Raw genomic sequence first — 22,465 nt, 5'->3', positions numbered from 1 at the left:
TGGAACAAAAGTTGCGCCTTCCCTGAGTCTCACGGCCGGCGTTCGGGCGCATGCCTGTCCGTCACCGTCACTCTCCAAAAGAGGCGCAACGATGAGTATTTTGTCCGCAGTAGGTTTGGGTTCGAGCAAGAAAGTCCGCTATGCGATCGTAGGTTTGGGCGACATCTCGCAGGAAGCGATGATGCCCGGCGTGAGTCACACGGATAACTCGGAGATCACCGCGCTCGTTACGAGTGATCCCGAGAAGGCGCGCAAATTGAGCGAGCAATACGATGTAGCGCACACCTATGGCTATGAGCAATTCGATGAGATGCTCGCCTCCGGCAACATCGATGCCATCTACCTTGCCACGCCGAACTGGCGCCATGCGGAGTTCGTCATTCCGGCGCTGAAAGCGGGCGTGCATGTGCTCGTCGAAAAGCCGCTGGAAGTATCCACGCAGCAATGTCAGGCGATCATCGAAGCCGCGAAGGCATCGACGGCGAAACTGATGGTCGCTTACCGTTTGCATTTCGAACCCGGCACGTTGTCGACCATCGAACGCATTCGTTCGGGAGAGCTCGGCGACATCATTCTTTTCACGTCCACGTTCGTGCAGAAGGTGGACCCGGCAAACCATCGCGCGACGAGCGGCATCACGGCGGGCCCGATCTTCGACATGGGACCGTATCCGCTCAACGCCGCGCGCTACGTGTTCGAGGACGAGCCGACCGAGGTTGTTTCGGCTGTCGGCGTGCGGCATCCGGAAGCCGGTCTCGGCGATTTCGACGACACCGTCGCCGTCACGCTGAAATTTCCCGGCGACCGGCTCGCGCAGTTCGTCGTGTCGTATGCGGCCAACGCAATGGAGTCGTTCTTTGCTGTCGGCACGAAGGGAAGCATCGCAATGCGGCCGTGCTATACGTACGGCAAGCCGCTCGAACAGGCCGTGACCATTGGCCAGGACGAAGAAAATCATTCGTTTAAGAACACGGACCACTTCGGCGGCGAGATGAAGTACTTCTCGGAGTGCATCTTGAACGACACGCATCCGGAGCCCGACGCGGAAGAAGGTTTCGCCGATGTGCGCGTGATCGAAGGCATCGTCAGGGCACTTGAAACCGGTGGACCGGTCAAGCTCGATCCGTTCGTGCGCACACGGCGTATCGACACGTCCGCGCAATTGCAGACGCTGCGCGCCGTGAAGTCGCCGGAACTCGTGAACACGAGCAATCCGGCCGAAGGCATCGACAAGGTGCCGAAAAATTGAATTCGCGCAAAGAGAAGACTCGACGTGACGCCGATGGCTTTCTGCCGCTCGATGCCTACGGCGCGTTGGGCGATGGCCGCTCCGTTGCGTTGAGCGGAGCGGATGGATCGATCGACTGGTGGTGCGTACCGAGCATCGACTCGCCGCCGCTTTTCGACCGGTTGCTGAATCCGCAAACAGGCGGTTTTTTTGCCATTACGCCCGCCGAAGCCTTCGAAGTCGAGCGGCGTTATCGCGACGACAGCAACGTGCTCGAGACCGTCTTCACCACCGCGTCGGGCCGCGCGAGGCTGGTCGAGTCGCACAACAGCGGCGGCGCGGGCAGACTCCCCTGGGCCGAGTTAGCACGGCGCATTGAAGGCATCGAGGGTGAGATGCGATTCGACTTGCGCATCGTCTTCGGGCGTCAGGACGATACGATCAATCCGTATTGTTCGATGATCGGCAAACGCGCGGTGTTTCATGCGGGCCGCGTGTTGGGGCTCTTTCTGCATAGCGAAGGTGTGGTCGTCGACGAACGCGCGGATGCCGGTGTCGTCGCGCATGTGGTCGTGCGTAAGGGACAGCGCGAGACCGTGGCGATCGTCGCGGGAGAAGACGAGCCGCTCGTCGTGCCGCCAATCGAGGATATCGACAGGCGCATCGACAAGTCCGACAACGAATGGCGCGAGTGGACCACGAAGCTGCGCTATGACGGGCCGTATCGGCCGCTTCTGATTCGCAGCGCGCTTGCGCTCAAGCTCTTGCTTTTTTCGCCGAGCGGCGCGATTGCAGCGGCCGCGACTACATCGTTGCCCGAGCGGATTGGCGGCAAGAAGAACTTCGACTATCGCTACGCCTGGATACGCGACGCGGGCTACACCATCAAGGCGTTTTTGCGCATGAATGCGCAGGAAGAAGCGAAGGCGGCCTTTACGTGGCTACTGAAGCGAATCGAGACGCAAGGCGCGCGCGTGTTGTTTTCATTGTCGGGCGACGTCGTCGCGGATGTGCACGAGACCGGCCTTCCCGGTTACATGAATTCTGCGCCGGTCATCACAGGCAATGCCGCGACCAATCAGCATCAGCACGGCATTTACGGCGATATTTTTGGAACGGCCGCGGTTTTCGTGCGCGCGGGGAATATCCTCGATTCACAGAGCGCTCAGACGCTCTCGCGTCTCGCGGATCAATGCGCCGACCGCTGGCGTCTGAAGGACGCGGGCATTTGGGAACTCGAGGAAGCTCAGCATTACACGATGTCCAAACTCAGCGCGTGGGAAGCGCTCGCGCGTGCGGTCGAACTGGCCGATAGCGGGCAGTTGCCGACCACATGCCGCGATAGATGGGCGCGTGAGCGCGATCGCATCGAGCAATGGATCGACGAACATGGCTGGTCCGAAGAGAAGGGCGCATATGTGATGTATCCGGGCAGCGACAAGCTCGACGCGTCCATGGCGCTCGCCACACGCTTTCGCTATGACGGCAAGGAACGCGCCGAACGTACGCTCGACGCCATTCAACGCGAACTGGGCGAAGGCGCATATCACTATCGATACAGCCGTGCGTCGGAAGAAGAAGGGTGTTTTCTCGCATGCACGTTCTGGCAGATCGAAGCTCGCGCGTTGCTGGGACAGAAAGACCGCGCGACCAAGGCCTTCGATGCGGCCATCGAAGCGCTCGCGCATGGCGTCGGAATCTACCCTGAGATGGCGGATCCGCAAACCGGCGAGTACCTCGGGAACTTGCCGCAAGGGTTGACGCATCTCGCGATCATTCAGGCTCTCACGGCGTTGCAATCATCGGGGCGAATGGAGGACGACATCTAATTCGTGGCGAACGGTGCCGTCTCGACCGTCAGCGCGGGCATTCACCTATGTCATTGCGTTTATTAGACCCATACTGTGGGACATCACCGAGGGTCGTGTCAGAGACACCCCGTTCCTGACGCGCGGTGTTTCTCCTGTAGGCAGAGAGTCGTCAATGACCCGCCATGGAACACGCCCGCGACAGGTCCGTCGCGGGCGTTTTTTTATCGCTGCTCATGCGGCGGGCTTCATCGTGATGCGCCGCTGAGTTTGTGCCCGGCATCCCGCGAGAGCTTCACGTAGCCGTAGATCGACACGAGCGTCACCACGCCCGCGGCGAGAAACGCAAGGCGGAAGTCGTCGAGTGTGAAGGTGTGCGCGTGCGCGCCGTCCTTGCCGTGATAAGCCGATGCCGTGCGCAACGCCAACGCGCCGAATGCAATGCCGAGCCCGATGCTCATTTGCATCGCCGCGTTCCACATCGTGTTGGCGGCGCTCATTTGCTGCGTCGGTACATCGGCGTAAGCGAGCGTGGCGAGCGACGTGAACTGCATCGAGCGCGTCACGCCGTAAACGAAGATCACGAGCAGCGTGAGTACGAGCGGCGACGCCGGCGTGAGCAGACCGCATGCAATGGTGAACGCGCCGCATACCGCACAGTTGATGATCGCCACGTTCCTGAAGCCGTGGCGCTTGAGGATGCCGGTCGTGAGCGCCTTCATGCCGAGATTGCCCAGAGCGCTTGCAAGCAGTAACAAGCCCGACTTGAACGCGGACAGCCCGAAGCCGATCTGAAACAGAAGCGGCATGAGATAAGGCACGGCGCCGATGCCGATACGCGTAAACGTGCCTGTCACCACGGTCACCGAGAACGTGGGGATACGCAGCGTCGTCACGTCGATGAGCGGATGCCGCGCGACGAGTGCATGCCGATAAGCGATCACACCGATGACGAGACCAACCGCGATCACGGCCAGTCCGACCCACGGATTGGTATCCGGCTGACTTGCCATATCGGCGCCATACAGGATGGCGGTGAGCGACAGACCGCTCAGGATGAGCCCGGTGACATCGAACGGCCGGCGTTCGCCGCTGCGCAGATTCGGCACCCACTTCAGCACGGCCAGCAATACGACGAGGCACACCGGAAGATTCAGCAGAAAGATCCAGCGCCATGATGCATACGTGGTGATGAAGCCGCCGATGGGCGGCCCGACCACCGGCGCGACGATGCCCGGCCACGTGATGGTGGAGATGGCCTGCATCAACTGCTTCTTGTCGACGCTGCGCACCACGGTCAAGCGGCCGACCGGCACCATCAACGCGCCGCCGATGCCTTGCAGAACCCGAGCCGCCGTAAACTGCTCCACGTTCTGCGAGATGCCGCAGAGCAAGGACGCCAGCGTGAAGGTCACGATCGCGCTGAAAAACACGCTGCGCGAGCCGAAGCGGTCCGCCACCCAGCCGCTTGCGGGAATGAAGATGGCGAGCGCGATCATGTAGGCGCTCATGCCGAGACTCAGCGCATTGGGGCTCGTACTGAACGAATGCGCCATCTGCGGCAGCGCGGTCGCGATGATCGTGGTGTCGAGATACTCCATGAAGAACGTCGCGGCCACGACATAGGGAAGCGGGCCGAGCGAGACGGTGCGGTCGGTTGAGTCTGTCATTGTCTTGCCGGAAGGCGGGGTGCGGGCTGAGGGTGGATGCTACCAGTATTACTGCGTTCCCGAACCCGGCCGTGATTCAACGCGCCGTTGCGAACGCTCGCGCGGCTGGCACTTTTTCGAATTCGGGCGGCGCCGCTCTGTATGACCAATACGCCCATCGTTGTTCCTAGTTGCTACTACCCATTGCCATTTCCCTTCGATTCTGTAAGCGTTATGCGTTGTATCGGCGTAGATATAGCGAGCCGATATATCGACGATAACGATCCCGGAATAAAGGACCTCACCGATGAGCTTCGCACACGACTTCAAGCGTCTTGCCTCGCTGCTGCTTTTGCTCGCGTTGCTCCCGTTCGCGGTCACGGCCTGCGGCGGCAACGACGACTCGCCACCCGCACCGAAAGCGACCTTGTCCGTGTCCGGTGAAGTCGCCACGCCGGGCAATCTCACACTCGCGCAGATCCAGGCACTTCCGGCCACCACGCAAACCGTTTCCTTCGGCAGCGGCACGGGCCAGCAAAGCCACGTCTACACCGGCGCGACGGTGTGGTCCGTGTTGAACCAGGCTGGCATCGTCGTCAATTCGGCGGTTCACAACGACGTGCTGGGCAAGTATGTCGTGGCGACCGGCAGCGACAACTATCGCGCGCTGTTCGCAATGGGCGAACTGAGTCCGGACTTCGGCAATCGCGGCGATCTGGTGGCCTATGCCGAGACGCTCAACGGCGCGAGCGCGGCACTCAACAGCACGGACGGTCCACTGCGCGTCACTGCTCCCGGCGACGTCAAAGGCGGCCGATACGTCTCGAACCTCGTCAAGCTCGAAGTCCATTCCGCGATGTCCACGGTCACGGCGGGCGGCGGCGGTCTCACGACGCAGTTCCAGCTTCTCGGTGCGCTGAATCACCCGGCGACTTTCGACACGGCAGCATTGCAGGCGCTGCCTCCCGTCACGCGCACGGCTGGCGGAAATAGCTACACGGGCGCGAGCCTGTGGGACCTGATCAACGCAGCGGGCATCCAGACCAACACTGCGACTAAAAACGACTTGCTCGGCTTCTACGTGATCGCAACCGGCAGCGATGGCTATCGCGTTGTGATTTCTCTTGCCGAACTGTCGCCGGACTTTGGCAATCAGCCCGACATCGTCGCTTATGCGATGAATGGCGCCCCGCTGACATCCACCGGTTTTGCGCGCCTCGTGATCCCCAACGACGGCAAGGCCGGGCGCTATGTTTCGAACCTCGTGGCGCTGGAAGTCGTATCCGCGCCGCGCTGATTAGCCTGCCTATGCAACGCTAAACCCGCCGCCTGACCTCTTGCGGCGGCAAGCCAAACCCGCGCATGAACGCCTCGCGCATATGCCGGCGATCCCGAAACCCCGTTTCCTTCGCGATGGTCTCCAGCGGATGCCGGCTTTTTTCGATCATCAGGCGCGCTGCTTCCAGCCGCAACGCTTCGATGGCCTTCGCAGGCGATTGCCCCGTCTCCTCCGTGAACACGCGGCTGAATTGACGCGGACTGAGATGCGCCTCGCCCGCGAGTTCCTCGACCGTCAGCGGCCGGCCCAGATTCTTGCGTGCATAGTTGAGCGCGTTCTGAATGCGGTCTGATTTCGGCGCGAGATCGAGCATCTCCGAATGCTGCGACTGGCCGCCCGAACGCCTTTGCGGCATCACGAGCTTGTGCGCGACAGAGCGCGCAACGTCCGGGCCGAGATCTTTTTCGACCATCGCGAGTGCGAGATCCAGACCGGCAGTCATGCCCGCAGACGTCCAGATAGGACCATCGACGATGTAAATGCGATCGTCCTCGATGCGCACATCGGGAAAGCGGCTTTGCATCTCGCGTGCGTAGAACCAGTGCGTGGTCGCGCGCCGGTTCGACAGCAGCCCGGCTTCCGCGAGCACGAAGCTGCCCGTGCAAATGCCCGCGATGCGCCGCGCCCGCGTACCCGTGCGACGCAGGAACGCCAGTATTTCTCGAGGCGGCGGTGTGTCGAGCGGCGTGTTCACGCCCGCCGCGATCCATGTGTCCACGGAGGCACGCGCACTGACCCGGCGCGTGCCGACGCTCATGCCTAACGACGAACACACCTCGCCGCCGTGCGCCGAATAGTTGGCCATCCGATAAAAGGGCTCGCCCGCTACGTGGTTGGCGTATTCGAACACCGACTGCGACGCGATTGCCATCACCTGAAAGCCGTCGCTCAACAGATAGCCGATGCTGTGCATGTTTCCTCGTCCTCGATGTCCGAAAAAAGTCGTTTGTCCGAAAACACGACCATATACGTCATTTCGGTCGCGGTCAATTCCGCGCAGAATCTACTCACGGATTCACCACCACCATTCGAACCGGAGTGACATCATGTCTCAGAACCATCGCGGCACGGCCCTCGTCACGGGCGCATCGTCGGGCATCGGCGCGGTCTATGCCGAGCGTCTTGCGCGTTCGGGCTACGACCTTATCCTCGTGGCGCGCAACCGCGAGAAGCTTGCCGCGCTAGCCGAACGTATCAGTAATGAAACGCAGAAGGGCGTCGAGATCATCGATGCCGATCTCAACGACCGCACGGCGCTCGCGCGTGTCGAAGCGAAGCTGAAGGACGACGCGAGCATCACGCTGCTGGTGAATAACGCGGGCGTCGGTACGCATACGCCTTTGCTCGACAGCGACGTCGATGCAATGACCCGCATGATCGACCTCAACGTGACCGCGCTCACCCGCCTGACTTATGCGGCGGTGCCGGGCTTCGTCGCGCGCGGCAAGGGCGCGGTGATCAATATCGCGTCTATCGTGAGTATTGCGCCGGAGTTGCTCAACGGCGTCTATGGGGGCACCAAGGCGTTCGTGCTGGCCTTCAGCCAGTCGCTGCATCACGAACTCGCGGCGAAAGGCGTGCGCGTGCAGGCCGTGTTGCCAGGCGCGACGGCGACGGACTTCTGGGAAAGCGGCGGGCTCCCTATCGACAATCTGGACCCCGCAATCGTGATGTCGGCGGCCGACATGGTCGATGCCTCGCTAATCGGCTTCGAGCGCGGCGAACTGGTGACGATTCCCTCGCTGCACGACGGCGCCAAGTACCAGGCGTACGAAGCCGCGCGTCAGGCGATGGCGCCTGAACTGTCGACCAACGCACCCGCCGCGCGCTACGCGGCCTGAACCATCGTTCTCTTTTCCACATTTGGACTGACCATGAAAACCACGGGCAATACCATCTTCATCACGGGCGGCACTTCGGGCATTGGCCGCGCGTTGGCGGAAGCGTTTCATCAGCGCGGCAATCAGGTGATCGTCGCGGGACGGCGCCGTGCGCTGCTCGATGAAGTCGCAAGCGCGAATCCGGGCATCGACACGGTTGAACTCGATATCGCCGACGCCGCGCAGATTCGCAGCGTCGCCGCGCAATTGATCGCAAAGTATCCGGCGTTGAATGTCGTCATCAACAACGCGGGCATCATGCCGTTCGACGATGCAGGCGGCGCGCTCGACGATGAAGCCGCGGTGCGCCTCATCGACACGAATCTGCTCGGCACGGTGCGCGTGAGCGCGGCGTTCGTCGAACATCTGAAGACGCAGCAACAGGCGTATATCGTCAACAACAGTTCGGTGCTCGCGTTCGTGCCGCTCGCCGCGACCGCGCTGTATTCGGCGACCAAGGCGGCAATCCATTCGTATTCGATGTCGCAACGCTTCGTGCTGCGCGATTCGAGCGTGCGCGTGCTGGAGATCGCGCCGCCGTGGGTGGATACGGACTTGGTCCACAAGAGCGGCGATCCGCGCGCGATGCAGTTGGAAGCGTTCATCGCCGAAATCATGCAGAAGCTGCCGGAAGCGACGACGGAAGTCGTGGTCGATGCCGCGAAGCCGCTGCGCGATAACGCCGGACCGAATGAACATGCGTTCGTCGAGCAGTTCAATCAGTTCGTGACGGACAATCCCATTCCGGTCGCTTGAGCGTGAAGGCGAGAAGGGGCGCCCAGGTTGCAACGCCCCGATCCTCCTTAAAACTCCAGACGCGCATTGACTGAAACCGTGCGCGGCTCGCCAGGCTGAATGTAGTCGGCATATTGGAATTCCCAGTAACGCCGATTCGTCAGATTGTCGATAGCCGCGCGCACGCCGACGTTATGTCCCGCGATGCGTGTCGTGTAAGTCGCGCCAAGGCTGTAGATCATGAAGCCCGGCACGTTCAGATCGCCGGACGGACGCAGGTTCGTGTTGCCCGTGAACTTCGCATTGGCGCCAAGCGTCAGGCCCGGAACCACGGGCACCGCATAATTCACGTGCGCCGCCGCGACGAAGCCGGGCGCACCCGCGACGCGATTGCCGTCGAATGTCGAGCCTTTCTTGTAGTGCGTCGCGATCCACATCAGATCGCCGCCGACCGTCCAGTCCCGACCGATGCGAACATCCGCGCCCGCTTCCATGCCTTCGAAGATGGACTCGCCATCTTCCACGAAGACGTTATCGCCATTGGCGTATTGCGCGCCGCGTTCGATGCGGAACAGCGCAGCCGTCGCGCTCCAGCGCTCGTTCTGACTCTTCACGCCGACTTCGTATTGCTTGCTGCGCAGCGGGTTGAGGATCGCTCCGGCATTCGCGTAGAAGTCGCCGACGACATTGCCCGCTTCCAGCGATTCGACGTAGCTCGCATAGAGCGTCGTGCCCGGCGTGAGCTTGAACATCAGCGCGACGCTCGGCGTCACCACGCCGTTTTGCGAGTAAGTCGAAGTCGTCGTGCCGTCGATACCGTAGCCGTGCTGCTCGTAATTCGTATAGCGCACGCCGCCGAGCACCGACCAGCGTTCGGTGAGCGCGATGGTATCGCTTGCGAACAGCGCTTTCTGCGTGATGTCCGCGTTGCGATAGGTGTAGAAGCCCGAACTGTCGTAGCGATTGACGTTCGGCTGATAGATGTTGCCCGTGCCGATCTGGTCGTAGAAACTGTTCGCGGTGTTGTCGTTGGTTTGCTTCTGATACGCGGCGCCGAACACGAGCTGATGTTGCAGCGGCCCGGTCTTTACGAGCCCTTCGGCCATGACCTGCCACGCATTCAGCTGATGCCCTTCCTTGCCTTCGAAGCGAAAGTCGTCGTAGTTGCCCGCTGGATCGAGCAGATTGTACGTGCTCTCGTTCCGATACCGCGTGCTCTTGCTAAAGCTGTATGAGGCCGAAAGCGTCCAGTCCTGATTCAGGTTGTAGCGCAAGCCGGCAGTATAGAGTTGCAAGTTCGTGTTCAGATGCTGGTCCGGCGTGACGAGCGTGCTGCTGCCGCCACTGAGCGTCGCGGGCAACGAGGCGCCCGTGTATTGCGCGGTCGAGATGGCCGTCGTGATGCCCGACGCATGGCGTTCCTGATACAGCGCGCCGAAGGTGGCGGTGAGGTCTTTCGTGAGGCGTGCATCGGCGGAAAGGGAGAACGAATCGCGGCGCACGTTGCCGTCGTTATAGGTCTTGCCTTCCTCGTGCGTCGCGTTGAAGCGGTAGCCGAACATGCTGTTCGGTCCGATACGGCCACCCAGGTCGACATGCTCGGACCATACGGCCGTCGACGCATAGCCGACATCGACGCTGGCGATCTGCTTATCCGTGACGGGTGGCTTCTTCGTCACATAGTTGACCACGCCGCCGGGCGCGCCGAAGCCGTACATGAAGCCCGACAAGCCCTTGAGCAGTTCGACGCTTTCGAGTTGTTCGTAGGGCATGGTGATGCCGTAGGCGTTGAACGGCTGGCCGTCGATCCTGTAACCGTTCTGCCAGTCGAGTTGCATGCCGCGCACGGTGATGTAGCTCGCCCACGCGTTGTACGGATTGCTGTTGTCCGACACGGATGCGTCCTGCGCGAAGACATCGCCGAGCTTTTTCGCCTGACGATCCGCGAGTTCTTCGCCGGTGACGATAGTGGTCGAGTAGGGCGTGTCGAGTTGCGTGCGGGTGCCGAGCGCGCCGGTGCTAACGTCGCGGCGCAGATGCTGGCCTTGATCGGTGTCGGATGAAGCGGTGACGGAGACTGCGGGGAGTGTGGCTTCGGTAGCGTTGCCGGATGTCGATGAGCCGGTGTCGCTTTGCTGCGCAAGGGCCGATTGACTGGTGGCGAAGAGCAGGAGCGTCGCCAGTGTGGACGGGCGCATCGCCCATTTGCCGATGGTTGTACTGCCCCGTGGTGCTGATTTCATCCCTAGTCCCGTCGTCGAGTTATTGGCCGTAAATGCGAACTATTCGCATTAGAACGGGCGCAATTCTGCCGGGTGTTTGGGAATTTGTAAACTTCGATCTTTGATCTAGGGGCGCCGAGAAGGGCTGCTGGCGGCCTTTTGCGGGTAGGCGTCGCTGATTAATTGGTTCGGGGCGGCGCGAAATGTTCGATCAAACGAGCTTCACGCGCCGCCTGCTTTTCATGCCGCAATGTGCGGCCAGCAACGCCGTCAACGTCGCTCGGAATCCGCAGCCGCATCACCCAACAACCCCGGCAACTCCAGCAACGTCCTGTGCGCTCCCCCAAGCTCGACCGCCGCCGCGTAAGTCGACTGCACGGCGGTGGCAATGGCATCGACGGCATGGGTGTCGCCGGCCATCGTCACGTAGTAGCCGAGGTCTTTCAGCGCGTTCGACATATGAAAAGGCATGCTCGAAGGATCGCCGTCGATGAGCGATGGCCGCAGCCGCTCCAGCGCCGCGCCGCCTCCGCCACCCTTCGCGAGCACATCGACGAAAGTTTGCGGGTCCACGCCCGCACGCTTCGCGCAGGCAGCCGCCTCGGAGATCAACGCAATCGTGCCGAGCGACACGAAGTTGTGCAGCAACTTCATGCTGTGTCCCGCGCCAGTGCCGCCGACCAGCGTGATGTTCTCCGCGAACGTGCGCAGCAGCGGCTCCACTCGCGCGAACAGTTCCGGGGCCGCGCCCACCAGCAAGTTCAAACGTCCTTCGTGCGCTTCCTTGGCGGTGCGCGTCATGGGCGCATCGATGAAGAGGCCGCCCGCCTGCGTCACGCGCTCGGCCACGCGCGTCGTGGATGCGGGCACGGCCGTCGAGCAATCGATCACGATGGTGCCTGGCTGCAAACCCGCGAGCACGCCATCGGGCGCACCCAGAACCGCTTCCACTTCGGGCGATCCGGTCACGCACAGAATGACGATCTCGGACTCGCGCGCGAGCGCCTCGCCCGTGGTGAAGGTCTTGACTCCCCCCGCCAGCAGTTCGTCGAGCGGCTGGTTGCCGGGATGCTCGACCACGCTCAACGGGTAGCCGTGCTTCATCACGTTGCGCGCAATACCGTGTCCCATGAGACCGATACCGATCATGCCGATGCGTTGCTTCATGCTCTATCTCTTCGAGTTGTCGTTTGGAAAGCCGGTTGCATCCGCATCAACGGTTGACGAGCCTCTTGGGCAACATCACCGCCAGTACGAAGCCGAGCAGAAGGCAACCGACCATCGAGAAAATCGGCAGCGTGAGGCCGCCGGAAAGCTGTTTCAGATACCCCACCACATAAGGACCGAAGAAGCCGCCGAGATTGCCGAAGGCGCTGATCCATGCAATGCCGATAGCCGCGCTCGTGCCCAGCACCGCCGTCGGCATGCTCCAGAAAAGCGGCGGCAACGACAGCAATCCCGCGTTGGCCATGCACAACGCAAGCATGCCGAGCCACAGGTTGTCATGCCAGAGCACCGAGAGCGACAATCCTGCCGCGCCCATCAACAGCAAGGCCGCGACATGCAAGCGCCGTTCGCCGCGCTTGTCGGCGCTGCGCCCGAACAGCACCATGACGACGACCGCAACCGCGTTTGGCAGCGCCGCGAGCAGGCCGATCACGAAGTCGCTCTTGATGCCCATCGACTTGATCATGGTCGGCGCCCAGAAGGTATAGCCGTAGATGCCGAACACGTCGAGAAAGTAGATGAGGCAAAACGCCCACACGAGCCAGCTCGACAAAAGGCCCTTGTGATTGGCTTCGGCGGTGATCGCACGGTCAGCGGCGAGCACGCGCGACAACAACGCGCGTTCGGGTTCGCTGCAGTGTTTGCTTTGCGTGACATCGTCTTCCAGACCTCGCCACGTGTAGACCGCCGCGAGAAACGCGGGCAGCGCCTCGATGATGAATATCCACTTCCAGCCCGGCAAGCCCATCAGGCCGTTGAAGTATTCCATGATGAAGCCGGTAAGCGGCGAGCCGATCAGTCCCGCCAGCGCGAGCGCCGCGTAGAACATGCTGAGAATGCGAGCGCGCCAGTGCCTCGGAAACGACTGGCTGATATAGAAGATGATCGCCGGAATGAAGCCCGCTTCGGCGACGCCCAGCAAACAGCGCATGGCATAGAACTGCATCGGCGTGGCGACGAACGCCGTAAGCCCGGATACGATGCCCCACGACAGAATGATCCGCGTGATCCAGCGGCGCGCGCCGACGCGCTGCAAAATCATGTTGCTCGGCACTTCGAAGACCACATAGCCGAGAAAGAAGATGCCCGCGCCGAAACCGAAGACCGCATCGGAGAAGCCGAGTTGCTGGGCCATCTGCAGCTTGGCGAAGCTCACGTTCACCCGGTCGATATACGAGGTGATGTACGCGAACATGAGAATGGGCAGGATCTGTAGCGCGAGGCGCCGGAAAATCCGGTCCTCGGCGGCCGCGTCGCGCGCGGGTGCGGACGGCAGAGCGCCGCCCGGCATGCTGGTCGCATCGATTTCCACGTTTGTCTCCGTCATATATGTACTGATTTTTTAAAGCCCTGTCAGTGTCGCCGGATTCGTGGCAAACGGCGGACGCAGCAGGACATGGGAAATTTAGCCTGTGCCGCGCGCCGTCGATATGCGAATTCCTTGAAGCGGGCTTTCGAATTGTTCGAACGCCCGATGCGAGCGGCCACGCGCGTGCATCGCTCAGGGTAATCCTGTAGGGCGCGAAGACTGAGGGCCGCCGCGAGGGTGCCATACTGCGCGGCATGATCCATTCACGGAGCGTCTGGTTTGTTCGATCTCACCTCACTGGCTCTCTTTCTGCGCGCAGTCGAGACGGGGAGTCTGTCGAAGGCGGCGCAGCATTCGCATATGTCCTTGTCGACGGCCAGCCGGCGCATTGCGCTGCTCGAGCATCATTTCCGGGTGGCGCTGCTCAACCGAACTTCGGCGGGCGTCGAGCCCACGCCCGCCGGAGAAGCGCTCGCGCGCCACGGCACCGAGCTGCTGCTCAAGACCGACGCCATATATAGCGAGCTGTCCGACTACACGAAAGGCTCGGTGGGCCGGGTGCGCGTCTTCGCCAACATCTCCGCGATCAGCCAGGAGTTGCCCGAGCATCTGCGAGCGTTCTCGCAGAAGTATCGCGACATCAAGCTGCATATCAGCGAATTGCGCAGCGCCGACATCTTGCAGGCGTTGCGCGATGGCCGGGCGGATATCGGCGTGGTGACGTCGCAAACGGGCATGGAGGGCATTCGCCTCGCGCCTTATTGCAGCGACCGGATCAGCGTGGTCGTGCCGGAGGATCATGTATTGCAGGGCGACGAGATCGAGTTCGCCGCGCTGCTCGAACACGATATCGTCGCGCTCGACGACAAAGCCGAGGTCACGCGCATGCTGGTCAAGGAAGCGGCGCTGGCGGGCAAGACCATCCGCTTTCGCGTGCAGGTACAGAGCTTCGAGGCCATGTGCCGGTTGATCGCCGTGGGGCAGGGTATCGGCGTGTTGCCCGAGGGCGCCGTGAAGCTGTTTCTTCAGCCGATGCGCTTGCGCTTCATTCGCCTGACCAATTCCTGGGCCGAACGGATGATGTCGGTTGGCATGCGCGAAGGCGCGGCGGCCTTGCCCACGCGCAGGCTGTTCGACTTTCTGAGTGAGATCGGACCCGCGAGCACGGCGCAACTCGATACCGAGCGCCCCGCGCGCTGAGCCCTTGCGGATTTTCGAAGCCACCGTTCCTCGATTCGCACTTCCGTCGTTCGAATGCGTCCGCTAGATTGGCATTCGACATAGTCCGATGCCCGGGCGCGGCCGCGCTCGCGAGCAAAAGAGACGCAGGAGACAACGCAATTTCCATAGAGGCGCGCCTTGGGTGCGCCCGCCTCCTGTGCCGTCTCGCCGGGCATTCCCGCGTCGCACTTTCGGAGGCTTTGCAGATCATGGCAACAACTCATAACATCGCCGTCATTCCCGGCGACGGCATCGGCAAGGAAGTGATGGTCGAAGGCCTGCGCGTGCTGAAGGCCGTGGCCGCGCGTTACGACATTGCGCTCAATTTCGACGAATTCGGCTCGTGGTGCACGGAGCATTACCTGCAACACGGCACGATGATGCCCGCGAATTGGGACCAGCAGATCGGCAAGCACGACGCCATTTTCTTCGGCGCGGTCGGCACGCCCGACGTCGTGCCGGATCACACCGCCGTGTGGGAATCGATCATCAAGATTCGCCGTGAATTCGACCAGTATGTGAACCTGCGCCCCGTGCGATTGATGCCCGGCGTGCCGTCGCCGCTCGCGAACCGCAAGCCCGGCGAGATCGACTTTCTGGTGGTGCGCGAGAATACCGAAGGCGAGTATTCGTCGGTGGGCGGGCGCATGTTCGAAGGCACCGAGCGCGAATTCGCCACGCAGCAGGCCGTGTTCACGCGCACGGGCGTGGACCGCATTCTCAAGTTCGCGTTCGAACTGGCGCAAAGCCGGCCGCGCAAGCAACTGACGGCCGCGACCAAGTCCAACGGCATCTCCATCACCATGCCTTACTGGGACGAGCGTCTGGCCGAAGCCGCGAAGCGCTATCCGGACATCGAAACGCGCAAGTACCATATCGACATTCTGTGCGCGCACTTCGTGCAGAACCCGGACCGTTTCGATGTGGTCGTCGCATCCAATCTGTTCGGCGACATCCTGTCCGACCTCGGGCCGGCTTGCACGGGCACCATAGGCATCGCGCCTTCCGCGAACCTGAATCCGGAGCGGCGCTTTCCGTCGCTGTTCGAGCCGGTGCATGGTTCCGCACCTGACATCGCCGGGCGCGGCATCGCCAATCCGATCGGGCAGATCTGGTCGGCGGCGCTGATGCTTCAGCATCTCGGACGCGGCGAGGCGCGCTACGAAGCGGCCGCCAAAACCATCGTCGCGGCGATCGAAACCGTCCTCGACAAAGGTCCGCGCACGCCGGACATGGGTGGCGACGCCAACACCGTCGAAGTCGGCACGGCGATCGCCGAGGCCGTCACGGAACATGCACTGATCACGGAGTAAGACATGGAATATCAACACTTCATCGGCAACGCATGGAAGGCGCCGGATAGCGGCGCGACGCTCGATGTCATCGATCCGAGCACGGGCGAGCCGTTCGCTCACATCTCGCGCGGCAACGCAGCCGATATCGATGCTGCGGTCGCCGCCGCGCGCGGCGCAATGGGCGAAGCGCTCGATGGAGCGTGGGCCAAACTCTCGCCGGCCGAGCGCTCGAACCTTCTGTTCGCGTATGCCGCCGCCGTGCTCGAACATGGCGACGAACTCGCGCAACTCGAAGCGCGCGACACCGGCAAGGCGCTCAAGACCGCGCGCACCGACGCTGCCGTGCTGGCGCGTTATCTTCAGTACTACGCGGGCTGCGTCGACAAGCTACACGGCGAGACCTTGCCTTATTCGACGGGCTTCACCGTGTTGACCGTGCGCGAGCCGATTGGCGTGACCGGGCACATCATCCCGTGGAATTACCCGATGCAGATTTACGGGCGCAGCGTCGGCGCATCGCTCGCGGCGGGCAATGCGTGCGTGGTCAAGCCTGCCGAGGACGCGAGTCTGTCGATTCTGCGACTCGCCGAAATCGCCGCGGACATCGGCTTTCCGGCGGGCGCGATCAACGTCGTCACGGGTCTTGGCAGCGAAGCGGGCGCGGCGTTGTCGGCGAACGCGGGCATCGGCCACATCTCGTTCACGGGCTCGACGGTCACGGGCGCGCTGGTCGGACGCACGGCGGCGGAACGTCATTGCCCGAGCGTGCTCGAACTCGGCGGCAAGTCGCCGCAACTCGTTTTCGACGATGCCGATCTCGACGAAGCGCTGCCCGTCATTCTCAACGCGATCATCCAGAACGCGGGGCAGACCTGCTCGGCGGGCAGCCGTTTGCTGGTCCAGCGCGGCATTTACGAAAGCGTCGTCGAGCGGCTCGCCGCGCGCTTCGAGACGCTGCGTTCCGGTCCGCCGTCGATGGACCTCGACATGGGGCCGCTCGTCAACGCGAAGCAGCAGGCGCGGGTGCGCGGCATCGTCGAACGCGCGGAAGGCGAAGGTATCCGTGTCGCGGCGCGCGGCAGAATCGCGGCGGAGGCGTCGCGTAATGGCTTCTTCCAGGAAGCCGTGCTGTTTCGCGACGTGCCGCCGGACAGCCGGCTCGCGCAGGAAGAAGTATTCGGGCCGGTGCTTGCCGTCATGCCTTTCGACGACGAAGCCGAAGCGGTGCGACTCGCCAACGGCACGCAATACGGCCTCGTCGCGGGCGTCTGGACGCGCGATGGCTCGCGTGGTCTGCGCCTCGCGCGCAAGCTTCAGGCAGGGCAGGTTTTCATCAACAACTATGGCGCGGGCGGCGGCGTCGAACTGCCGTTCGGCGGCGTGAAGGCGAGCGGCCACGGGCGCGAGAAAGGCTTCGAAGCGCTCTATGGCTTCACGAGCCTCAAGACCATCGCCATTCGGCACGGTTGAGGCGCACGCGCTTTCGCAACATGGCGAAACTCAACATCATCGGCGCGGGGCGCGTGGGCGCGACGCTTGGCAATCTGATCGTCGCGAACCGCGTGCTCGATATCGGCGATGTCTTCGATACCGACGCCAAACGCGCCGCCGAAGCGGTCGATTTCATCGGCGCGGGCCGCGTAGCCGAAGACTTGGCCACGATGCGCCCCGCCGATATCTGGCTCTTGTCGGTGCCCGACATGCGCATCGCCGAAGTGGCCGAGCAGTTCGCTCGCGCGCACGAAGGCCGGGGCGCATCGGTGGCGGTGCATTGCAGCGGCGCGCTCGATGCCGACACGCTCGCGCCTTTGCGCGGCATCGGCTGGAGCGTTGCGAGCGCGCATCCCATGTTGAGCTTCGCCAACCCCGGCACCTCCGTGTTCCAGTTCGAAGGCACGCCATGCGGTCTGGAAGGCGACGCCGCCGCGCGTGGCGCATGGAGCGAGGTGCTGGGCGCGATCGGTGCGCGGTGTTTCGACATCGAGCCGGGCAGCAAGGCGCTGTATCACTCGGCGGCCGTCATGGCGTCGAACTTCTTGCCGGTGCTCGCGGCGATGTCCGTCGAGATGTGGCAAGCGGCGGGCATTCCGGACACGCTGATTCAGGACATGATGCATACGCTTGCGCGCAATTCCGTCGATAACGTACTTGCCCTCGGCCCGCGCGATGCGCTGACAGGCCCCGCCGCGCGAGGCGACCGCGCGGTGGTGGAAGCGCAGTCGCGGGCTATCGCAGCGTGGGACGAGGTATCGCGCGAAGCCTACGATGCGTTGTCCGTGCTGGCCGCGCGGCTTGGGCGGACGGGAACGGTGCGGGGAAGTTAAGGGCACACGTCAGCACGCTATATCGCCGCGATGCAGTCGATCTCGATATCGAAATGTCCCGGCCACGCAGGCACATTGACGAAGATTCTCGCGGGCGGATTGGGGCCGAAGAATCGTCCGTAGATATCGTTCACGACCGGGAAAGCGGCGACTGAGGTGCAATAGACGTTGCACTTGAGAACCTGATCCAGCGATGAACCTGCCGTCTCGACGCACAGCTTCAGTTGCTCCAGCACGCGTTGGGTCTGCACTTCGATCGATGCTTGCATGATCTCGCCGGTCTGCGGATCGAACGGAGGAAAGCCTGATACGTACACCGTGTCGCGATGACGCGTGACGGCGGAGGTCGGCGCATTCCAGCGCTCGAGCCAGCTTGAAAGCGGTTCGACACGAATGATTTCCCGGCTCATGATGTGTACGCTCAAAGAGTTGTTCATCGAGTCCGCGAAGTTGCTAGCGGCGTGTGATTGCAGTATCGCCGATGCCTGAGTGGAAACGTTTTGAGTTGGAGTGAAGTGTGGAATGTCGACGATTGCATTCAAGCGCATGCTGCATGACTGGCCGGAGGCAAGCGCATCACTCGAATTTACGGATTAGGGTAAACTACGAGCCTTCCCGGGCGATCTCCCGCCCACACCGAATTTCTCACGCACCCATGTAGCTTTCCGAGAACCTCCGACCGTTCAGACGGCTTTGCACCTTGGGGGTTCGCGTGTACGGGTGCGTTCGCCTGGCTTGCTTCAGGCGACGTGCTGCCATCTCGTCGATTCGACACCGGCGACTCCGTTCGACACCATCGGCGTTTCGCGCCGGCTTTCAAACGCAGTGCGCCATGTGCGGACTGCGGAACTCATTCGATGCAGATTCAATCTCTGAAGCAGCAATGGCTCACGCATGTTCCCGCGAATGTGCTTGCGGGCCTCACGTCATCGTTTGCGCTCGTTCCCGAGTGCATTGCGTTCGCGCTCGTCGCGCAGGTGAATCCCTTGATGGGCCTTTACGGCGCTTTCATCATCTGCGCGCTGACCGCCATTTTCGGCGGCAGACCGGGCATGATTTCCGGCGCGGCGGGATCGATGGCGGTCGTCATCGTCGCTCTCGTGGTCGAGCACGGCGCCCAGTATCTTCTCGCTACCGTTATTCTTGGCGGCGTGCTGATGACCGTCTTCGGACTTTTGCGTCTCGGCAAGCTGATCCGCATGGTGCCGCATCCCGTGATGATCGGCTTCGTAAATGGCCTCGCGATCATCATTGCCATGGCGCAGCTCGAGCATTTCAAACGCGCCACACCGCAAGGCGAAGTCTGGTTGCAGGGAACGCCGTTGATGGTCATGTCGGGTCTCGTCGCATTGACGATGCTGATCGTGTATCTGCTGCCGCGCATCACCAAGGCGGTGCCGCCGGCGCTCGTCGCCATTCTGAGTATCGGCCTGATAAGCCAGTTGCTCGACTTGCCGACGCGGACACTGGGCGACATGGCGCACATCGCGGGCGCGTTCCCGAGCTTTCATCTGCCGACGATACCGCTCGATCTCGATACGCTCAGGATCGTCTTCCCTTACGCGCTTCTCATGGCGATTGTCGGCTTGCTGGAAACGCTCCTGACCTTCAATCTGACCGATGAGATCACCGAAACGCGCGGACAGCCCAATCGCGAATGCGTGGCGCTTGGCGTGTCGAATATCGTATCCGGCTTGTTCGGCGGCATGGGCGGTTGCGCCATGATCGGTCAGACCATGATCAACCTGAGTTCGGGCGGACGCAGCCGCTTATCGGGTGCGACGAGCGGCATCATGATCTTGCTGTTCATCCTTTTCCTGTCGCCGTTTATCGAACGAATTCCTCTCGCCGCGCTGGTCGGCGTGATGTTCGTCGTGGCGCAGCAGACCTTCGCGTGGGGATCGCTCCGTGTGCTCGGTAAAGTGCCGCGTAATGACGCAATCGTGATCGTTGCGGTCACGGTTATCACCGTGTTCACCGATCTGGCGATTGCGGTGCTATGCGGCATCGTGATCGCCGCGTTGAACTTCGCCTGGCAACATGCCCGCGAGATCCGCGCGGAGTCGAAATCCGATGAAAAGGGCACACGTACTTACGTATTGCACGGAACCCTGTTTTTCGCATCGACGGCGAATTTTCAGGACCTTTTCGATCCGCAGAACGATGCGGACGATGTCATCGTCGATTGTCAGCATCTGCATGTCGCGGATCACTCTGCAATCGTGGCGTTCGAAACGTTGCAAGACCGCTATCGAAAGGCAGGGAAGCGTTTGCAGTTCGCGAACTTGTCACCGCGTAATCAGCACATTCTTCAGCGCGCGGGCGTTTCGGTCGCGAATGCGTGAGACCTTGAAATGCGATACACCCGGCGGAAGGCATGTTGAACCTTCCGCCGGGTGTTTTGGTACTACAGCAAAACTCGATTACTTCGAAGCCGCCACTGCTGCCTTCATCGTCGAATAGATCGCCTTCTTCGCGCCGCTATTCGTGAGAATGCCGTAGTCGCCGGTAGGATCGTCGTAGAGCTCGTACCACTGGAAGCCGATCACGTTATACGTGCTGCGTGCCGCGTAAAGTTCCGGGACCGTCTTCGTGATATAGGCCTGCGCCTGAGCCGTCGAAAAGTCCATATTCACGCCAATTTCCGTGAACATGATTGGCAGGTTGTACGTGTCGTGCATGATCTTGAGCACGTTGTAGTTGGTGCCGTCCTTGCCCCACGTGTTCTCAGGATCGAGACCGTCCGAGTACCAGTGCAACTGGATGATGTCGGTCTTCACCTTCGGATGTCCCGTCGAGCCATCCGGCTGCACGCCTGTCAACATGCCCTTGTACCAGCCGAGGTACAGGAAGCCCGCCGAAGCCGTGGCAATGACCTTCGTCTGTCCGGCCGTATCCACCGAGCGCCAGCCGTCGTAATAGCCGCGCAGCGCGCCGCGCCAGATTGGCCACGTGGTGTTGTCGTAGTCGGAAACGTTCACGCCATCGTTTGCAATCTTGCGGTTATGCGTGTCGAGGTCGTACTCGTTGCCGAACTCGACGACCGGCACGCCCTTGAGCTTGGTCGCGGCATAAGCGGCCATGGAATACGCATATGCGTAGGCGCTGTCTTCGGTCGGCGTCTTGCCGTTCAACGAAGGATCGTCCCACGGATAGGCATCGATCAGCGGCATCACCGTGACACTGGAACCTAATCCGGGAATGACCTTGTTCGCGAGCGTGTCGATCTGATCGTAACCGTGCACGTCCTGCCGAATGCCCGTCAGGCCGAGGTCGACCATGGTCGAAGCCTGCGTGCTGAGCGGCGTCGACGAATAGACGCCGCCGTAGGCATAGTGCTCGTTGACGCCGAAGAACGGCATGGCTGTCGTGGTCGAACCGGAAGCAGAGCCCGAAGTCGAACCCGCATTCGTCGATGCCGGCGTGCTGGCGGGCGTCGAAGCTGCAGGGCGCGGATCGGCCGAAACTGCCCACGTGTTGTTCTGCCAGACCCACCAGAGCTTGTTCACGTTCTGCTGATAGATCTTGCCTGCGTACCAAAGCAGCGCGATCACGTCCTGCGAGAAGCCGGCTTTCTGATTGGCGCGATACACCACGCCGCTCTTGACCGTCCACACCGCGCCCGACGAGTCGCTGATCGACGTGGCCGGGGGAATGACGGTGCCGCTCACCGAAGCAGGATGCTTGGCGATATCCACCACCGCAAGGGGATCGGTTGCGCTGTTGACGACGCTCGACGGCGTTCCGTCACTGCCACCGCCACCGCATGCGGACAAGATTAGGGTGCCTAAATAGCACGAAATTACGACCAGACGATTATTCTTCATTTTGGATAATGGCTCAGTGTGCATTGATTCTGACCGCGCAAAGGGTCTCCCCCGAGTGCCTTGAAGGACCTCGGTAAGCAGTGCTTTGGGAGAGAGAGGCGAATCAGCCTATGCGCCTGGACAATTAAGGCGCGACCGTCATCCGTTTATTGCCGGAGGGGTCATGAGGAATGTTACACAGTTGAAACGTCGTTAAGTACGATAAAAGACGTAACAGCATGTAACCAGTTGGACCAAACGGAAAAACGTACTTTTATAGTACAAAACCGTGAATAAATAATCTGTTTTCCACCCTAAAGTTTGACGCGAAATGATGTTGGCTTTTGAATCGTTTTCAAACCTTTCAATAACGGGAAATTCTGTAATCTTCATACGCGATAGCGTCGGCGCGCCATTGTGGC

General features: G+C 61.7%; 17 protein-coding genes. 10 read left to right on the top strand and 7 right to left on the bottom strand.

Going from position 1 to position 22,465, the window contains the following annotated elements; all coding sequences use genetic code 11:
* Positions 1–91 precede the first annotated feature (91 nt).
* Both LDZ28_RS26520 and LDZ28_RS26515 read left to right on the top strand, forming a co-directional pair.
* Positions 92–1,249 carry a Gfo/Idh/MocA family protein gene (locus LDZ28_RS26520; protein ID WP_244831519.1) on the top strand — a complete coding sequence of 386 codons (1,158 nt, stop codon included), beginning with the start codon at positions 92–94 and terminating at the stop codon, positions 1,247–1,249.
* Positions 1,246–3,057: a glycoside hydrolase family 15 protein gene (locus LDZ28_RS26515; protein ID WP_244831517.1), complete on the top strand. Its 1,812-nt coding sequence runs from the start codon at positions 1,246–1,248 to the stop codon at positions 3,055–3,057. The genes LDZ28_RS26520 and LDZ28_RS26515 overlap by 4 nt, the downstream gene beginning before the upstream one ends.
* A gap of 227 nt (positions 3,058–3,284) precedes the next feature.
* On the opposite strand, the gene LDZ28_RS26510 is transcribed toward LDZ28_RS26515, so the two are convergent.
* Complete coding sequence (locus tag LDZ28_RS26510; protein WP_244831515.1) at positions 3,285–4,706, bottom strand: DHA2 family efflux MFS transporter permease subunit; 1,422 nt, start codon at positions 4,704–4,706, stop codon at positions 3,285–3,287.
* 286 nt (positions 4,707–4,992) lie between these two features.
* Here LDZ28_RS26510 and LDZ28_RS26505 point away from each other — a divergent pair, with 286 nt between their 5' ends.
* Positions 4,993–5,982, top strand: a complete 990-nt coding sequence (locus tag LDZ28_RS26505) for a molybdopterin-dependent oxidoreductase (protein ID WP_244831508.1) — start codon at positions 4,993–4,995, stop codon at positions 5,980–5,982.
* Positions 5,983–6,001: 19 nt separating this feature from the next.
* Here the strand turns inward: LDZ28_RS26505 and LDZ28_RS26500 are convergent, their stop codons facing one another.
* Complete coding sequence (locus LDZ28_RS26500) at positions 6,002–6,937, bottom strand: GlxA family transcriptional regulator (protein ID WP_244831506.1); 936 nt, start codon at positions 6,935–6,937, stop codon at positions 6,002–6,004.
* Positions 6,938–7,070: 133 nt separating this feature from the next.
* On the opposite strand from LDZ28_RS26500, the gene LDZ28_RS26495 reads away from it, so the two are divergent.
* Positions 7,071–7,865, top strand: coding sequence for an SDR family oxidoreductase (locus LDZ28_RS26495; RefSeq protein ID WP_244831504.1), 795 nt, complete (start codon positions 7,071–7,073; stop codon positions 7,863–7,865).
* A gap of 33 nt (positions 7,866–7,898) precedes the next feature.
* Entirely contained in the window at positions 7,899–8,660 is a 762-nt protein-coding gene (locus LDZ28_RS26490; protein ID WP_244831502.1) for an SDR family oxidoreductase, read from the top strand.
* Between the two features lie 47 nt (positions 8,661–8,707).
* Here the strand turns inward: LDZ28_RS26490 and LDZ28_RS26485 are convergent, their stop codons facing one another.
* The 3 genes from LDZ28_RS26485 to LDZ28_RS26475 all read right to left on the bottom strand — a co-directional run bounded on the left by LDZ28_RS26485 (position 8,708) and on the right by LDZ28_RS26475 (position 13,400).
* Entirely contained in the window at positions 8,708–10,837 is a 2,130-nt protein-coding gene (locus LDZ28_RS26485; RefSeq protein ID WP_370652295.1) for a TonB-dependent siderophore receptor, read from the bottom strand.
* Between the two features lie 294 nt (positions 10,838–11,131).
* A complete protein-coding gene (locus LDZ28_RS26480) occupies positions 11,132–12,028 on the bottom strand; it encodes an NAD(P)-dependent oxidoreductase (RefSeq protein WP_244831499.1) in 897 nt (298 codons plus the stop codon).
* A gap of 46 nt (positions 12,029–12,074) precedes the next feature.
* The gene (locus LDZ28_RS26475; protein ID WP_370652283.1) at positions 12,075–13,400 is read right to left on the bottom strand and encodes an MFS transporter; all 1,326 of its coding nucleotides are present in this window, start codon (positions 13,398–13,400) and stop codon (positions 12,075–12,077) included.
* A 276-nt stretch (positions 13,401–13,676) separates the two neighbouring features.
* On the opposite strand from LDZ28_RS26475, the gene LDZ28_RS26470 reads away from it, so the two are divergent.
* The 4 genes from LDZ28_RS26470 to LDZ28_RS26455 all read left to right on the top strand — a co-directional run bounded on the left by LDZ28_RS26470 (position 13,677) and on the right by LDZ28_RS26455 (position 18,237).
* The gene (locus LDZ28_RS26470) at positions 13,677–14,597 is read left to right on the top strand and encodes a LysR family transcriptional regulator (protein ID WP_244831497.1); all 921 of its coding nucleotides are present in this window, start codon (positions 13,677–13,679) and stop codon (positions 14,595–14,597) included.
* Between the two features lie 230 nt (positions 14,598–14,827).
* Positions 14,828–15,931, top strand: coding sequence for a tartrate dehydrogenase (locus LDZ28_RS26465; protein ID WP_244831495.1), 1,104 nt, complete (start codon positions 14,828–14,830; stop codon positions 15,929–15,931).
* A gap of 3 nt (positions 15,932–15,934) precedes the next feature.
* Positions 15,935–17,383 carry an aldehyde dehydrogenase family protein gene (locus LDZ28_RS26460; protein ID WP_244831493.1) on the top strand — a complete coding sequence of 483 codons (1,449 nt, stop codon included), beginning with the start codon at positions 15,935–15,937 and terminating at the stop codon, positions 17,381–17,383.
* 20 nt (positions 17,384–17,403) lie between these two features.
* Positions 17,404–18,237 carry a Rossmann-like and DUF2520 domain-containing protein gene (locus tag LDZ28_RS26455; RefSeq protein WP_244831491.1) on the top strand — a complete coding sequence of 278 codons (834 nt, stop codon included), beginning with the start codon at positions 17,404–17,406 and terminating at the stop codon, positions 18,235–18,237.
* A 17-nt stretch (positions 18,238–18,254) separates the two neighbouring features.
* Here the strand turns inward: LDZ28_RS26455 and LDZ28_RS26450 are convergent, their stop codons facing one another.
* Positions 18,255–18,647, bottom strand: a complete 393-nt coding sequence (locus tag LDZ28_RS26450; protein WP_244831489.1) for a RidA family protein — start codon at positions 18,645–18,647, stop codon at positions 18,255–18,257.
* A 447-nt stretch (positions 18,648–19,094) separates the two neighbouring features.
* Between LDZ28_RS26450 and LDZ28_RS26445 the strand changes: the two genes are divergently transcribed.
* On the top strand, positions 19,095–20,582 hold the full coding sequence (locus LDZ28_RS26445; protein ID WP_244831482.1) for a SulP family inorganic anion transporter: 1,488 nt from the start codon (positions 19,095–19,097) through the stop codon (positions 20,580–20,582).
* Between the two features lie 78 nt (positions 20,583–20,660).
* Here LDZ28_RS26445 and LDZ28_RS26440 read toward each other — a convergent pair whose 3' ends face one another.
* Positions 20,661–22,013, bottom strand: a complete 1,353-nt coding sequence (locus LDZ28_RS26440) for a glycosyl hydrolase (RefSeq protein WP_244831480.1) — start codon at positions 22,011–22,013, stop codon at positions 20,661–20,663.
* Positions 22,014–22,465: the final 452 nt, after the last annotated feature.

This window comes from Caballeronia sp. TF1N1 (assembly GCF_022878925.1).
GTDB lineage: Bacteria > Pseudomonadota > Gammaproteobacteria > Burkholderiales > Burkholderiaceae > Caballeronia.
This window is presented reverse-complemented; position numbering and strand designations above follow the sequence as displayed.